We start from the raw sequence: 13530 nt of genomic DNA, 5'->3' as shown, positions 1-13530 counted from the left end.
GAACATGGCATATCAAAAGCTAGGCCGTGATTCCAGCGCTCGTAAAGCACTTTTTCGTGACCTGGTAACGGACCTGTTTATTCATGAGCGCATTCAAACGACTGAAGCGAAAGCGAAAGAAGTTCGTTCTATCGCAGAAAAGCTGATTACTCTGGCTAAGCGTAATGATCTTCATGCACGCCGCCAAGTGGCCGCTTTCGTTCGCCGCGAAGATGCTAACGGAGAACAAGATGCAATTCAAAAGCTGTTTGCTGAGATTGCATTTCGTTATTCCGAGCGTCCAGGCGGGTACACCCGTATCCTGAAACTGGGTCCTCGTCGCGGTGATGCAGCTCCTATGGTATACCTGGAACTTGTAGATCGGGCATAATAACGGATGGGAAAGGGTGGACAGAATCCTAGGATTCTGCTGAAGCCCTTTTTTTGCACTCTGGTATCCGAAACCTATTGTGAGCGTGAAGAGCATCTCTACGGAGGCGTAAGATTTGAGAAACCTGCGTTTTACCCTCAGTTATGACGGAACGTCCTATTCGGGATTCCAAACACAGCCTGACGGCAATACGGTCCAAGATCAGTTGGAGGAAGCCATACACATGTTAACTGGAGAAAAAGTCAAAATAACTTCTTCCGGGCGGACGGATGCAGGTGTCCATGCACGGGGGCAAGTTGTAAACTTTTTGACTTCCTCCAGAATCCCTGTAGACAGATGGTGTCTTGCTCTTAATTCCAGGCTGCCCCGGGATATCGTTGTGTATGAAGCTGAGGAAGTGTCGCTTACTTTCCACTCGAGAAAATCCGCTAAACGGAAAACCTATTGTTATGAAATCCGTACCTCTCGGTTCCCGGATGTATTTCACCGGGCCTTTGAAGTGCATTATCCAACTCCTCTAAATATTGAAGCCATGAAAGAAGCACTGTCTTGCTTTATAGGAACTCATGATTTCACATCTTTCTGCACAACCAGAACGACTATGGAAAACCGTGTGAGAACGATATACGAAGCCAGGTTAGAATATTTACCGGATCAGGATGATCCCGCCCGGGGACTTATCCAGATTTATCTGACCGGTAGCGGATTTCTGTATAACATGGTTCGGATTATCGTTGGCACCATTTTGCAGGTTGGAGAAGGGAAAGAGAAGAGCTCGGAAATACCGGTGATTCTGGCTGCCAAGGACCGGAGAAAAGCAGGGCCGACAGCAATGGCCAAAGGGTTAACTCTTTGGAAAGTTGAGTATGAATGAAGCCAAAAATAGGCTTGCTATTCTAAGTTCAATCATGTAGAATATTATTTGGTATTTCATGGTCGGCTATCCCACAGCCCCGGATCATGCAAATAACCACATACATGATTTTGAACATGAATATGATTGAATATGAGATATATTTGTTTAGGAGGATAAAGCATGCGTACCACATATATGGCTAAACCGAATGAAGTTGAGCGCAAATGGTACATTATTGATGCTACTAATAAAACTCTGGGACGTCTGGCAAGTGAAGCGGCTAGCATTATCCGCGGTAAACACAAGACTCAATTCACACCACATGTGGATACTGGAGATTTCGTAATCATCATTAATGCCGAAAAAATTCATCTGACAGGTAAAAAACTGACAGATAAAAAATATTACCGCCATTCCATGCATCCAGGTGGTTTGAAAGTAACTACAGCCCAAGAAATGCTGAAAAATAAACCTGAGCGCATGTTGGAACTGGCTATCCACGGTATGTTGCCAAAGAACCGTCTTGGTAACTCAATGAAAACCAAGCTGAAAGTTTACGCAGGTTCGGAGCATCCGCATCAAGCACAAAAACCAGAAGTTTGGGAACTTCGCGGTTAATAGAAAGGGAGGACTGACTCGTGGCACAAGTTCAATACTATGGAACCGGTCGTCGTAAACATTCGGTAGCGCGTGTACGCCTTGTACCGGGTGAAGGACGTATCATTATCAATAAACGTGATCTTAACGATTACTTCGGCCATGAAACGCTGAAGCTGATTGTAAAACAGCCTCTGGCTTTGACTGAAACATTGAATAAATATGACGTTATCGTACTGGCCCATGGCGGCGGTATGAGCGGACAAGCGGGAGCCATCCGTCATGGGATTTCCCGTGCACTTTTGAAGGCAGATCCGGAAAGCCGCGGTTCTCTGAAGCGTGCAGGCTTCCTGACTCGTGACCCTCGTATGAAAGAACGTAAAAAATACGGTCTTAAAGCTGCTCGTCGCGCACCACAATTCTCTAAGCGTTAAGATCATTCCTGTATCAACAATTATTGCCCTTGGTCTACTTTGGCCAAGGGTTTTATTTTTTCTGCAGAGGATTATCCGTGACCATATTTTTACCCTATTTTCTCAGTTGAAGGAATTTCTTTAATTGAGATGAGGTTTGTTTTAGGTATAATATCCTGATCAAGGCAAAGAAAATTTTACACCATAAATTTCCAATCTTCACCAGGCAGTACTGTTAAGTCTTTATGTACCAATCTGCTTTTCTTCATTGAATAAAGAAATGGTATATCTCAAAGGAATATCAATTTGATGGACTAGTCTTACGATAAACTCAGAAGATAGATAACGAGATAGTATCTGTTTTATGATTTACTCAATATAAATATTTAAAATTTTTTTAAAAATTGAGGAATATGATGGATTTTTGATGACTGAAAAAAATTTTAAATGGCTGAAAAGTTGCAAGACCCCAACTAATTATGCTAATCTTCTCAAAGACAAGGGAACTTTTTTGTATTTTAATAATAGCCGAATCCTGCTTTTCTACATCGGAAACAGGTACGGGGACGATATACTTGGGGTGAATTTGCGACATTTGTGCATTAGGGAATTCCTCTTCCCGAACCCGTCAACTAACCCCGGAGGCTACGTACAGGAGGTAATTTATGGCTACAAAATGGTTGAAAAGTTTGGTTCTTTCAGGAGCTTTAGTAACGGTAGGGTTAATAGCATCAAATACTACTGCACACGCAGCTGTTCCAGACGGTGTCAAAGTTCAGATCAATAACCACTTAGTTAATTTTTCGGATGCTATGCCTTATTTGAACCAAGGATCGTTAATGGTCCCAATGCGCGCGGTAGCTGAGAATTTAGGCTACAAATTGGAGTTTGAAATGGTTCAAAATGGTACTCAAGTCAGAGTCAAACTCATAGGAGATGGTCATGTATTTGAGTTTGAGTCCGGTAAGCAGAAGGCAAAAGTAGATAACAGAAGTGTGACCCTAGATGAAGCACCTGTTATTAAAAATGACCGTGTCTATGTACATATCCGTTCAATTGGAGAGCATTTTGGACATATTGTCCAATGGGATATGAACAATAATATCGGCATTCTGGGTGCAGATGGAAAATACCATGCTCCTGCGTGGTATAAGCCTGCAAAACGAACTACACCAAGCAAAGATGTAACCTTGTCTGCTAAGAAGTCAAACAAATCTGCAGGAAAGCAGCATACCGAGAAACCTGCTGATAAACAAGTAAAATCGGCTACAAGCAAAGATGTAACCTTGTCTGCTAAGAAGTCAAACAAATCTGCAGGAAAGCAGCATACCGAGAAACCTGCTGATAAACAAGTAAAATCGGCTACAAGCAAAGATGTAACCTCATCTGTTAAGAAGTCAAACGAATCTGCAGGAAAGCAGCACACCGAGAAACCTGCTCATAAACAGGTAGAACCAGCTACAAGCAAAGATGTAACCTCAACTGATAAGAAATCCATCGTATCTAAGGCAACAAGGCAGATTGGGGTACCATACTTATGGGGGGAACTTCCCCAAATGGGTTTGATTGCTCGGGTTTAGTAACTTATATCTTTAAGCAACAAGGTATTAATCTTCCTAGGACTTCCTCAGGCATGTATGGTGTGGGAACATCGGTATCCAATCCCGAACAAGGGGATCTTGTATTTTTCGCTGATGGCGGTAAAGTGTTTCATGTAGGCATTTATGTTGGTGGCAACCAGTTTATTTCTGCAACCGACGATGGAGTTAAAATTGATAGTTTAGGAAATCGTTATTGGAACAAATTTTATATAGGCGCTAAAAAAGTGATATAAGATTATATTCGTATTGGAACAGTTAAGACCAAGTCACTTTTCGGATTTTGTCCGAAAAGTGACTTTTTATATAGATAAAATCCATTTCATAACTTAGATTTCCATCCGAATGGGTACAAGATATAGATAAATCTCTCTGAACCATATGTATCTATATCTTCCCCATTAATTACTCACCAGTTGTATTATAAAATGGATTTCACATAATGTATTAAAATATTATCTTGAGGTCCAGATAATTGACTAAGTCATTTCTGATGTTTACGAAACCTGCTGTTGATTCCAATATAAAATAAGCTGCCCTGTAATTGATTACAACCTGTTAACAAGAAACATGGAGGTTCCTCCTAAAAAGGAGAGTCAGGTTAAATAAATAAATTTGACTACATTTAGTGATGGAAAAGGAGAACTTCTTGATTACATGGCTGGTCCAAGTAATCTGAAGCAAGTTTTAAGAACGTAAAAAATGCGGTCCTAAAACTGTTCGCTCCCGCATCACAATTCCCCAAACATTATTTGAGGATAGATAGCACTCAAATCCCTTTTTTACGGTATATAAAGAAAAAGATTTTTTATTTTTTCACCAAATTCATTCCCGCCCAATACAATACAAAAGTGAGTAGGCCTGTGAAATTATGGTTGACACACCCGGCAGGTCATGCTAAATTTCTAGTAATTTATTAATCATATAAGAATAATCGGAAATAAGGTGGGAGACTATGAATTTGCCCGAAAAAGAAGTTTTATTGTCTCAGATCAGCCAAGAGTATGAACAAAAGTCCGCGGAGGAGCTTGTAGTAAAAGCTGTTGAAACGTTTCCTCACATTACTTTTGCCTGCAGTTTTGGTGCTGAAGACGTAGTGCTCGTGGATATCATGCAAAAAGTAGCGCCATCCATTGATATCTTTTACTTGGATACTCATGTTCATTTTAAAGAAACGTATTTGACCAAAGACCGGTTGCAGGAGAAGTATAATATTGAGTTTATACAGGTCGAGCCTAAGATTTCCCTGGCGGAACAGGCCGATCGGTTTGGTGAAGAACTTTGGAAATCTGATCCTAACAGCTGCTGCAATATCAGGAAGGTAGAACCTTTGTCACGGATCTTAAGCGAATATGATGCCTGGATTACTGGTATAAGACGTGATCAGGCCCCCACGAGAGCCAATGCACCGAAAGCTGCCTATGATACAAAATTTGATCTCGCTAAATTCAATCCTTTAGCAAACTGGACATCAGATGATGTTTGGGACTATATCCGCGAATATGAGCTTATTTATAATCCTCTGCATGATCAAAATTACCCGAGCATCGGTTGCGAGTACTGCACACGGCAGGTTCTACCGGGAGAAGATCTGAGAGCGGGACGATGGTCCGGTTTTGGGAAAACGGAATGCGGCCTGCATCAGCCCCAAACTTAACTCATGGAGGTTGAAAAAATGACTGAATCCATTGCCCCGCACGGCGGAAGGCTTGTCAACAGATTCCCGGACAAACGGGATCGTGACAGACTCCTGAAGCATGCTGAGTCTCTTCCCCAAATCCAATTAAACGCATGGTCGCTGTCCGATCTGGAATTAATAGGAATAGGAGCTTTCTCCCCATTGCAGGGATTTATGAATGAGCGGGACTATCTATCCGTACTAAATTCCATGAGACTGGAAGATGGAACAGTATGGAGTCTGCCTATTACCCTTCCTTTATCGGCAAAGGAACAAGCTTGTATTCGAGTGGGGACGGAAGCTGCACTTATTGGGGAAGATAAGCACATATATGGAATTATTCAAGTTGATAGCCTATATGATATAGACCCGGTTTTTGAAGCTATACAAGTATTTAAGACCAGAGATGAGGCCCATCCTGGTGTAGCCCGGCTTATGGCTAAATCTTATACTTATGCGGGAGGTACGATTCAGCTTTTACGAAGGACACAACCTGAACAGTTCGCCGATTATTACTTTGATCCCGCTGAAACCAGAGAACAGTTCCGCCAAAGAGGTTGGAAGACTGTTGTAGGCTTTCAGACCCGGAATCCGGTTCATCGGGCACATGAATATATTCAAAAGTCTGCCATGGAGATAGTAGATGGCTTATTTCTCAATCCTTTGGTTGGGCAAACCAAGTCTGACGACATATCTGCTGAAGTAAGAATGAAGAGCTATCACACCCTCCTTGTACATTACTATCCGGAAGACCGTGTTTTCTTGGGGGTATTTCCTGCCGCCATGCGGTATGCAGGCCCGAGAGAAGCTATTTTTCACGCCTTAGTGCGTAAAAATTACGGCTGTACACATTTTATAGTGGGGAGAGACCATGCCGGTGTAGGTGATTATTATAGTACTTATGAAGCGCAAGATATTTTCCGCCGTTTTACTTCAGAGGAGATTGGAATCATTCCGCTGTTTTTCGAACACAGTTTTTACTGTACCGCTTGTGGTAATATGGCCTCCAGCAAAACATGCCCGCATGATTCTTCCAAGCATTTGCATCTTTCCGGCACTAAAGTGAGAGCCCTTCTAAGGAAAGGCCAATGTCCGCCCCCGCAGTTCACAAGACCGGAGGTGGCCAAGGTTCTAATCGGGGGAATGAAGGAACAAGTCTCGCCCATAAATTCGTAAGGATACTGACTTAACTCAACTCTGAGGTATATTTGTCCACCCTGTCCAATATAGATGAGAACAGAAGTTTATGGGAACAGAGGTGGTTTTTTGTGCCTAAAAAAAGAAAACGGCTGGTTGTCTGGCTCACCTTCCAAAGTGGATTGAAAATTGTTTTCTCGGCTATACTTGTCGCCCTCTTGGTTATGATCTATGCCTATAAATTGCCGGCAACCGAGACATGGACGGAATGGACGCAGCCGTTAGCGGGAAAAACCATTGCTTTGGACGCGGGGCACGGAGGGCCGGACGGGGGAGCCTCCAGCAAGAGTGGAGTCATTGAAAAAGATATTAACTTGATTATCTCACTATATGTGAGAGATTATTTACAGCAAGCGGGGGCGATTGTCGTGATGACAAGAGAGATGGATAAAGATCTGGCCAATCCCGATACGAAAGGTTACAGCAAACGAAAGACAGAGGATTTATTGAAGAGGGCGGAGTTTGTTATTCAGAAAAAAGCGGATTTGTTTCTCAGCATCCATCTCAATAGCGTCCCTTCACCAAAGTGGAGGGGAGCCCAGGCATTTTATTACCCTAATAATCAAGATAATTACCGTCTGGCATCTCTCATACAAGAGGAGATAAAGCGGAACATGGAGAACACAGACCGGGTTGCTAAGCAGGAGGAATCCGTATATTTGCTAAAAACACTAAAAATGCCGAGTACACTTATTGAATTGGGGTTTTTATCCAATCCGGATGAAGCCAGAATGCTGGCGGATGATAAATACCAAAAGAAACTGGCCGCATCCATTTATCAGGGTATTCTGCGCTACTATGCAGGGGAAAAAGTGAGCACATCGTAAAAATATGATATAATGTAATCGTTTAAAAATGTGCTTACCGAGGTGTGAGAAGATGACCAGAGAGGAAGTACTTGAGGCTTTGCAGGATTTGGTGGATTCGCATTATGGGAAATCAATCGTAGAACTTGGCGGCATAAAAGATGTGATCATCAAAGGACAAACCGTTGCGCTTACCTGCGTCTTATCCAAAGACGAAGGCGTAAACAAAGATAAACTTAAGCAAGATATTACGGAGGTCCTTACCCGGAAAGAAATTGAACAAGTACATATCCGTTTTCGCGTTATGACGGATTTTGAGCGTGCCCAATTGGGACAGGAGGCAGGAACCCCTTCTGCTGGGAGCAAACCCGTATCTTTATTATCTCCTTCCAGCAAAGTGCAATTTATTGCTGTGGCTAGCGGAAAAGGAGGGGTCGGTAAGTCTACTGTTACAGTTAATTTAGCCGCTTCACTTTCCAGACTGGGTAAAAAGGTTGGAATTATGGATGCCGACATCTATGGTTTCAGCGTACCTGATATGATGGGAATCGAGGAACAGCCCCGCCTGGAGAATGATCATATTATTTCGGTAGAACGTCATGGTGTAAAAGTGATCTCCATGGGATTCTTTGTTCAGGATAACGCCCCTGTTATTTGGCGCGGTCCTATGCTGGGCAAAATGCTCCGTAATTTTTTCAATGAGGTAAATTGGGGCGATCTGGATTATATGCTTCTTGATTTACCACCCGGTACCGGGGATGTAGCTCTGGATGTGCATCAGCTTCTGCCGGGCTGCAAAGAAATCATCGTAACAACCCCTCATGCTACAGCTGCTTATGTGGCTGCCAGAGCGGGTGCTATGGCTCTTCATACTGATCATGAGATTATCGGTGTAGTAGAAAATATGTCCTATTATTCCTGCAGCAAATGCGGAAATAAAGATTATATCTTCGGAAGAGGGGGAGGAGGCAAACTTGCGGAAGAACTCCATACCGAGCTGCTTGCCCAAATTCCGCTAGGAGCACCTGACAACCATGTTGCTGAGCCGGATTATTCACCCTCCGTCTTTAAAGAAAGTACAGAAACCGGGCAGCTATATTTAGAACTGGCCCGGAAAGTTTTGGAGAAACTATAGTTTACATCAATACAAGCAGAGGACTGCCGTATTAAATAATAAACGGGCAGTCCTTTTCTTTTTTATATTACTGATTCTCATCGTCTTTCTTCTTTTTCTTCTTGTTCGAATCAGTATCACTTTCACTATCGGAATCACCGCTTGAATCTTTGCCTTCCTCTTTACCGCTGCTTTGTTCCTTATCCTTTTTTTTCCCTTGGTCCTTTCCCTCTCCGCCTTTTCCCTCTTTTTCTTTTCCTCCTTCAGTCTTTTGCTGCATAGGCTGTTCCTGCTGCTCCACTGCTTTTTTCATCAGAGAAATAAGCTGAGTTTTAAAAAGCGGACTCTGCATGGATTCCTGAATTAAATTCATTACTTGCTGACGGTACGGAACACTCTTCATAACTTCCAAAACCATTTTTTCATAATCAGAGTTTTTCATGATTTCCAGCATTTGTTTTTGATATTCCGGATCTTTCATAAGATCTTTTTGCAGCTGTTTGTTGTCATTTTTTATGGCTTTGGCGAACTCACCGGCAAATTGCGGATCTTTCATTATTTCCTGCAACAATTTGCTGTTGTCCGTGCTGGTGAGTACATCTTTGGCCGCAATCTTTAGCTGTGCCAGCTGGCTTTCAGACATCATGCTCATGGCCCCGCCGCCAGAACCTGAACCCGAATTTCCCCCGCCTTTCGAAGCTTCCTTTATGGCTTTTTTTCCTTCTTCTGATTTCAAAATATCCATGACCATTGTTTTGGTGTCTTTATAATTACCTTGGTTTGTTCCCGAACTTTGGGAAGTGTCCGGACCGCAGGAGACCAACAAAATAACAAATAGAAGAACCGGGATAAAGCGAAGTTTCGTTAGAACATTCATTTTCATAAAAACTCCCTTTCCTGCTTAAGTACATATAGTATGTGTGACCAGGGCCCGTTTATGATTCGCAAAAATTAGCTTTTTACTGTGAACGTTGGTACAATTAGGAGATAAATTTGGTGTTTTTTTCTCAAAGGAATGGGAAGAAATAATCGGAATAGAAATTAAAAGCAACAAAAAAATAAAAAGAAGAGCTGAAATCAGCTCTTTTTCCGAAATAAGGGGGCTTTATCGTTCAAAAGGTTAAGGACGCTTTTTGTATTGAATATTAAGGATACTTAACGCTTAGGTTATATGAAGATTTGCTGCCTGGTCCTGAACGTCTTTATTTTCAGCTTTGGCTTGCTTCAATAATTCGCCCACAGTAACAAATTCATAACCCTTTGCCTTAAGCTGGTCGATGATAACGGGAAGGGCCTCATGAGTTTGTTTACAGGAATCACTTGCGTGCATAAGTACGATATCTCCGGGATGGACCTTTTTCATAACACGGTCAATGATCTTGTCTGTTCCAATATTCATCCAATCAAGGGAATCGGTATCCCATTGAATAACAGAATAACCGAGGTCCTTGGCAATTTTCAGTACACGTTTGTCAAAGTCCCCGTTCGGCATTCTGATGAGATTTGGCTTTTGGCCGACCGCATCAGTGAGCGTGCTATCGGCTGTTTGAATCTGCTTGCGGATTTCTTCATCATTCAAGCTGCTGTAATTGACATGCTTGTGGCCATGGCTGCCGATTTCAAATCCGCCGTCTTTTATTTTCTTGACAATCTCTGGATGGCTTTTCGTCCAGGGGGAGGAGAGGAAGAAGGTTGCGTTCTTTACTCCTTTTTCTTCGAGAATCTTCAGGATGGGCTCGGCCCTCTTATCCCCCCAACTGATATCGAAGGTCAGTGCAATTACTTTTTTATCAGTGGGTACGCTATAGATGGCTTTAGGCCCTGTATCTTTTCCTGCAAACGCACTGATGTTTTCCCGTTCCGCGTAAACAATACCGGCGGCAAACAGGAGAGCTGCAATGATAAATATGGCTTGTTTCAGCTTTTTCCCGTTCATGACATAAAAATAGTTCACTTTAGCTGTGACCTCCTTAAGCCTTTTGCAAGGCTTGTATAAATTCGCTTAGTACAATGTATGCTCGTACCATTAAGTTATGCGTGATAACTTCTGAAGATAAGGAAGGATGCAGAATGAAATTCAAACCATTATGGCGTCATTTTAGAGAAATGAAACATTATTTTATTGCTACTACACTTGTTTTTGTTGTAGGGATCTTTCTTGGCGCGGTTTATAATCAGCAGTTTTATGACTTTTTGGCAGCCCAAACGAAGGGGATGAAGGATCTTGTCAATAAGATAAACTCACAGGAAACGCCTCAGATCTGGTTTTTTGTTGTGATCTTTTTAAATAATTCGATCAAAGCGTTGTTGTTTATTTTCTCTGGATTGTTTTTCGGTCTGCTACCGCTGTTTTCGATGATAAGCAATGGACTACTGCTGGGGTTTCTGATTTCCCGGACTCCCGCTTCCGATGTATTTGAAATGGTGGCTAAGGGAATCCTTCCCCATGGAATTATTGAGCTTCCTGCAATTATCATTGCTTCTGCTTACGGATTAAAACTCGGGGGCCTGGTATTTAAGGGGATGTTTTCGCTATTCAGGCCTGCAGCTTTATCTAATGTAAAAAAAGAACTGATTCAGGTTCTTAAACTGACTGGTCCTCTGGCTGTTGTACTCGTTGGAGCCTTATTTATAGCGGCAATTATTGAAAGCACACTGACTTTTTGGCTGGCGCAAGGATAAGTTTTCAAAGTGATTGTCATAAAAATGGTAAAAAATGAGCATAACAATAAAGCCCGTTTTTATTTGCATTAACTTATGTCGAGAGGATTGGTTTCAGTCATGTTAGGATTTTTATTTAACGACCGCGAATGTAAAGAATTAGACTATGTACTTCGCAAGGAATTGGACGAAATGCTATTTGATCTAAATGACAAGCGTTTGGATGAAGAAATTAAGGCGGCTATTGAAGCAAGGTACCGGACCGTATTCAGGATGTATGCCCGGGTTGCCACTCCTAAAGAAATTTCAAAGTACGCAAGAAACCGGGTTTATCACTGAAAATGATGAAAATAAAAAAAGTATATTGACTTCTTTAGGAAGTTATGATAAATTCTAAATCGTCGCTTCTAGGCGGAAGCCTCAGAAACACTATATAATAGTAAACTTCTTTTTTAAAAAAAGATGTTGACTTGAAAGATCTGAGTGTGATATATTAAAGAGGTCGCCGCGAGAGCGGCTGACACGAAATGTAAGATTAACTCACATGATTGTCCTTTGAAAACTGAACAACGAGTGATAAAGCGGGTCACGCAAAGTGACTAAGAGAAGAAATTCTCGTCAGCAAAGTATAGTTGAGCAATCAGCTCATTCGATAAAGAAACAACTTTATTGGAGAGTTTGATCCTGGCTCAGGACGAACGCTGGCGGCGTGCCTAATACATGCAAGTCGAGCGAACCTTGTATTTCCTTCGGGAGACGCCAGGTTAGCGGCGGACGGGTGAGTAACACGTAGGCAACCTGCCTGAAAGACCGGGATAACTTGCGGAAACGTGAGCTAATACCGGATAGCTGGTTTCTTCGCATGAAGAAGTCATGAAAGACGGGGCAACCTGTCACTTACAGATGGGCCTGCGGCGCATTAGCTGGTTGGTAGGGTAACGGCTTACCAAGGCGACGATGCGTAGCCGACCTGAGAGGGTGAACGGCCACACTGGGACTGAGACACGGCCCAGACTCCTACGGGAGGCAGCAGTAGGGAATCTTCCGCAATGGACGAAAGTCTGACGGAGCAACGCCGCGTGAGTGATGAAGGTTTTCGGATCGTAAAGCTCTGTTGCCAAGGAAGAACGGCCAGGGGAGTAACTGCCCCTGGAGTGACGGTACTTGAGAAGAAAGCCCCGGCTAACTACGTGCCAGCAGCCGCGGTAATACGTAGGGGGCAAGCGTTGTCCGGAATTATTGGGCGTAAAGCGCGCGCAGGCGGTCTTTTAAGTCTGGTGTTTAAGCCCGGGGCTCAACCCCGGTTCGCACTGGAAACTGGGAGACTTGAGTGTAGGAGAGGAAAGTGGAATTCCACGTGTAGCGGTGAAATGCGTAGAGATGTGGAGGAACACCAGTGGCGAAGGCGGCTTTCTGGCCTATAACTGACGCTGAGGCGCGAAAGCGTGGGGAGCAAACAGGATTAGATACCCTGGTAGTCCACGCCGTAAACGATGAATGCTAGGTGTTAGGGGTTTCGATACCCTTGGTGCCGAAGTTAACACAGTAAGCATTCCGCCTGGGGAGTACGGTCGCAAGACTGAAACTCAAAGGAATTGACGGGGACCCGCACAAGCAGTGGAGTATGTGGTTTAATTCGAAGCAACGCGAAGAACCTTACCAGGCCTTGACATCCCTCTGACCGGTTTAGAGATAGACCTTTTCCTTCGGGGACAGAGGAGACAGGTGGTGCATGGTTGTCGTCAGCTCGTGTCGTGAGATGTTGGGTTAAGTCCCGCAACGAGCGCAACCCTTGATCTTAGTTGCCAGCACGCAGAGGTGGGCACTCTAAGATGACTGCCGGTGACAAACCGGAGGAAGGTGGGGATGACGTCAAATCATCATGCCCCTTATGGCCTGGGCTACACACGTACTACAATGGTCGGTACAACGGGAAGCGAAGGAGCGATCCGGAGCCAATCCTCAAAAGCCGATCTCAGTTCGGATTGCAGGCTGCAACTCGCCTGCATGAAGTCGGAATTGCTAGTAATCGCGGATCAGCATGCCGCGGTGAATACGTTCCCGGGTCTTGTACACACCGCCCGTCACACCACGAGAGTTTACAACACCCGAAGTCGGTGAGGTAACCGCAAGGGGCCAGCCGCCGAAGGTGGGGTAGATGATTGGGGTGAAGTCGTAACAAGGTAGCCGTATCGGAAGGTGCGGCTGGATCACCTCCTTTCTATGGAGTACAGAAATGT

At 43.6% G+C, this 13530-nt stretch carries 14 protein-coding genes, 1 rRNA gene and 1 riboswitch; of the genes, 13 read left to right on the top strand and 2 right to left on the bottom strand.

Going from position 1 to position 13530, the window contains the following annotated elements:
- The first annotated feature begins 4 nt into the window (after window positions 1–4).
- From rplQ to salA, 10 genes are all read left to right on the top strand, one after another.
- Window positions 5–370: a 50S ribosomal protein L17 gene (rplQ, locus tag BXP28_RS15340; protein ID WP_023482145.1), complete on the top strand. Its 366-nt coding sequence runs from the start codon at window positions 5–7 to the stop codon at window positions 368–370.
- Between the two features lie 115 nt (window positions 371–485).
- Complete coding sequence (gene truA, locus BXP28_RS15335) at window positions 486–1244, top strand: tRNA pseudouridine(38-40) synthase TruA (protein ID WP_023482144.1); 759 nt, start codon at window positions 486–488, stop codon at window positions 1242–1244.
- Window positions 1245–1406: 162 nt separating this feature from the next.
- Window positions 1407–1844: a 50S ribosomal protein L13 gene (rplM, locus tag BXP28_RS15330; RefSeq protein WP_036655477.1), complete on the top strand. Its 438-nt coding sequence runs from the start codon at window positions 1407–1409 to the stop codon at window positions 1842–1844.
- 20 nt (window positions 1845–1864) lie between these two features.
- Window positions 1865–2257 (top strand): 30S ribosomal protein S9, encoded by a 393-nt coding sequence (gene rpsI, locus BXP28_RS15325; RefSeq protein WP_023482142.1) that lies wholly within the window; start codon window positions 1865–1867, stop codon window positions 2255–2257.
- A 495-nt stretch (window positions 2258–2752) separates the two neighbouring features.
- Window positions 2753–2898, top strand: a riboswitch (cyclic di-AMP (ydaO/yuaA leader).
- A gap of 3 nt (window positions 2899–2901) precedes the next feature.
- Window positions 2902–3816, top strand: coding sequence for a stalk domain-containing protein (locus BXP28_RS15315; RefSeq protein WP_077585126.1), 915 nt, complete (start codon window positions 2902–2904; stop codon window positions 3814–3816).
- Complete coding sequence (locus tag BXP28_RS15310) at window positions 3774–4070, top strand: C40 family peptidase (protein ID WP_077585125.1); 297 nt, start codon at window positions 3774–3776, stop codon at window positions 4068–4070. Before BXP28_RS15315 ends, BXP28_RS15310 begins: the two co-directional genes overlap by 43 nt.
- Before the next feature lie 719 nt (window positions 4071–4789).
- Complete coding sequence (locus BXP28_RS15305) at window positions 4790–5491, top strand: phosphoadenylyl-sulfate reductase (RefSeq protein WP_023482140.1); 702 nt, start codon at window positions 4790–4792, stop codon at window positions 5489–5491.
- Between the two features lie 18 nt (window positions 5492–5509).
- Entirely contained in the window at window positions 5510–6688 is a 1179-nt protein-coding gene (gene sat / locus BXP28_RS15300; RefSeq protein ID WP_036655471.1) for a sulfate adenylyltransferase, read from the top strand.
- A 92-nt stretch (window positions 6689–6780) separates the two neighbouring features.
- Window positions 6781–7536 (top strand): N-acetylmuramoyl-L-alanine amidase CwlD, encoded by a 756-nt coding sequence (gene cwlD, locus BXP28_RS15295; RefSeq protein WP_036655469.1) that lies wholly within the window; start codon window positions 6781–6783, stop codon window positions 7534–7536.
- Window positions 7537–7588: 52 nt separating this feature from the next.
- Window positions 7589–8650 (top strand): iron-sulfur carrier protein/transcriptional regulator SalA, encoded by a 1062-nt coding sequence (gene salA / locus BXP28_RS15290; RefSeq protein WP_077585124.1) that lies wholly within the window; start codon window positions 7589–7591, stop codon window positions 8648–8650.
- A gap of 67 nt (window positions 8651–8717) precedes the next feature.
- Here the strand turns inward: salA and gerD are convergent, their stop codons facing one another.
- Together gerD and pdaB are read right to left on the bottom strand one after the other, a co-directional pair.
- A complete protein-coding gene (gene gerD / locus BXP28_RS15285) occupies window positions 8718–9506 on the bottom strand; it encodes a spore germination lipoprotein GerD (protein WP_036657197.1) in 789 nt (262 codons plus the stop codon).
- A gap of 285 nt (window positions 9507–9791) precedes the next feature.
- Entirely contained in the window at window positions 9792–10583 is a 792-nt protein-coding gene (pdaB, locus tag BXP28_RS15280; protein ID WP_023482135.1) for a polysaccharide deacetylase family sporulation protein PdaB, read from the bottom strand.
- Between the two features lie 116 nt (window positions 10584–10699).
- Between pdaB and BXP28_RS15275 the strand changes: the two genes are divergently transcribed.
- From BXP28_RS15275 to BXP28_RS15265, 3 genes are all read left to right on the top strand, one after another.
- A complete protein-coding gene (locus BXP28_RS15275) occupies window positions 10700–11311 on the top strand; it encodes a stage II sporulation protein M (RefSeq protein ID WP_036655466.1) in 612 nt (203 codons plus the stop codon).
- Window positions 11312–11410: 99 nt separating this feature from the next.
- On the top strand, window positions 11411–11629 hold the full coding sequence (locus BXP28_RS15270; RefSeq protein ID WP_024095360.1) for a hypothetical protein: 219 nt from the start codon (window positions 11411–11413) through the stop codon (window positions 11627–11629).
- 327 nt (window positions 11630–11956) lie between these two features.
- Window positions 11957–13511: ribosomal RNA gene (locus BXP28_RS15265) — 16S ribosomal RNA — on the top strand.
- The last annotated feature ends 19 nt before the right edge of the window (window positions 13512–13530 follow it).

This window comes from Paenibacillus larvae subsp. larvae (assembly GCF_002003265.1).
In the GTDB taxonomy this organism is placed as follows: domain Bacteria; phylum Bacillota; class Bacilli; order Paenibacillales; family NBRC-103111; genus Paenibacillus_H; species Paenibacillus_H larvae.
Note: the sequence above shows the minus strand (reverse complement) of the source record. Positions and strands in the feature narration are given on the sequence as shown.

Excerpts from the sequence above, each read along its gene's own strand:
- sat (WP_036655471.1), top strand. The coding sequence starts at position 5,510 with ATGACTGAATCCATTGCCCCGCACGGCGGAAGGCTTGTCAACAGATTC.
- BXP28_RS15270 (WP_024095360.1), top strand. The coding sequence starts at position 11,411 with ATGTTAGGATTTTTATTTAACGACCGCGAATGTAAAGAATTAGACTAT.
- salA (WP_077585124.1), top strand. The coding sequence starts at position 7,589 with ATGACCAGAGAGGAAGTACTTGAGGCTTTGCAGGATTTGGTGGATTCG.
- BXP28_RS15315 (WP_077585126.1), top strand. The coding sequence starts at position 2,902 with ATGGCTACAAAATGGTTGAAAAGTTTGGTTCTTTCAGGAGCTTTAGTA.
- BXP28_RS15305 (WP_023482140.1), top strand. The coding sequence starts at position 4,790 with ATGAATTTGCCCGAAAAAGAAGTTTTATTGTCTCAGATCAGCCAAGAG.
- gerD (WP_036657197.1), bottom strand. The coding sequence starts at position 9,506 with ATGAATGTTCTAACGAAACTTCGCTTTATCCCGGTTCTTCTATTTGTT.
- BXP28_RS15275 (WP_036655466.1), top strand. The coding sequence starts at position 10,700 with ATGAAATTCAAACCATTATGGCGTCATTTTAGAGAAATGAAACATTAT.
- BXP28_RS15310 (WP_077585125.1), top strand. The coding sequence starts at position 3,774 with ATGGGGGGAACTTCCCCAAATGGGTTTGATTGCTCGGGTTTAGTAACT.
- rplM (WP_036655477.1), top strand. The coding sequence starts at position 1,407 with ATGCGTACCACATATATGGCTAAACCGAATGAAGTTGAGCGCAAATGG.
- rplQ (WP_023482145.1), top strand. The coding sequence starts at position 5 with ATGGCATATCAAAAGCTAGGCCGTGATTCCAGCGCTCGTAAAGCACTT.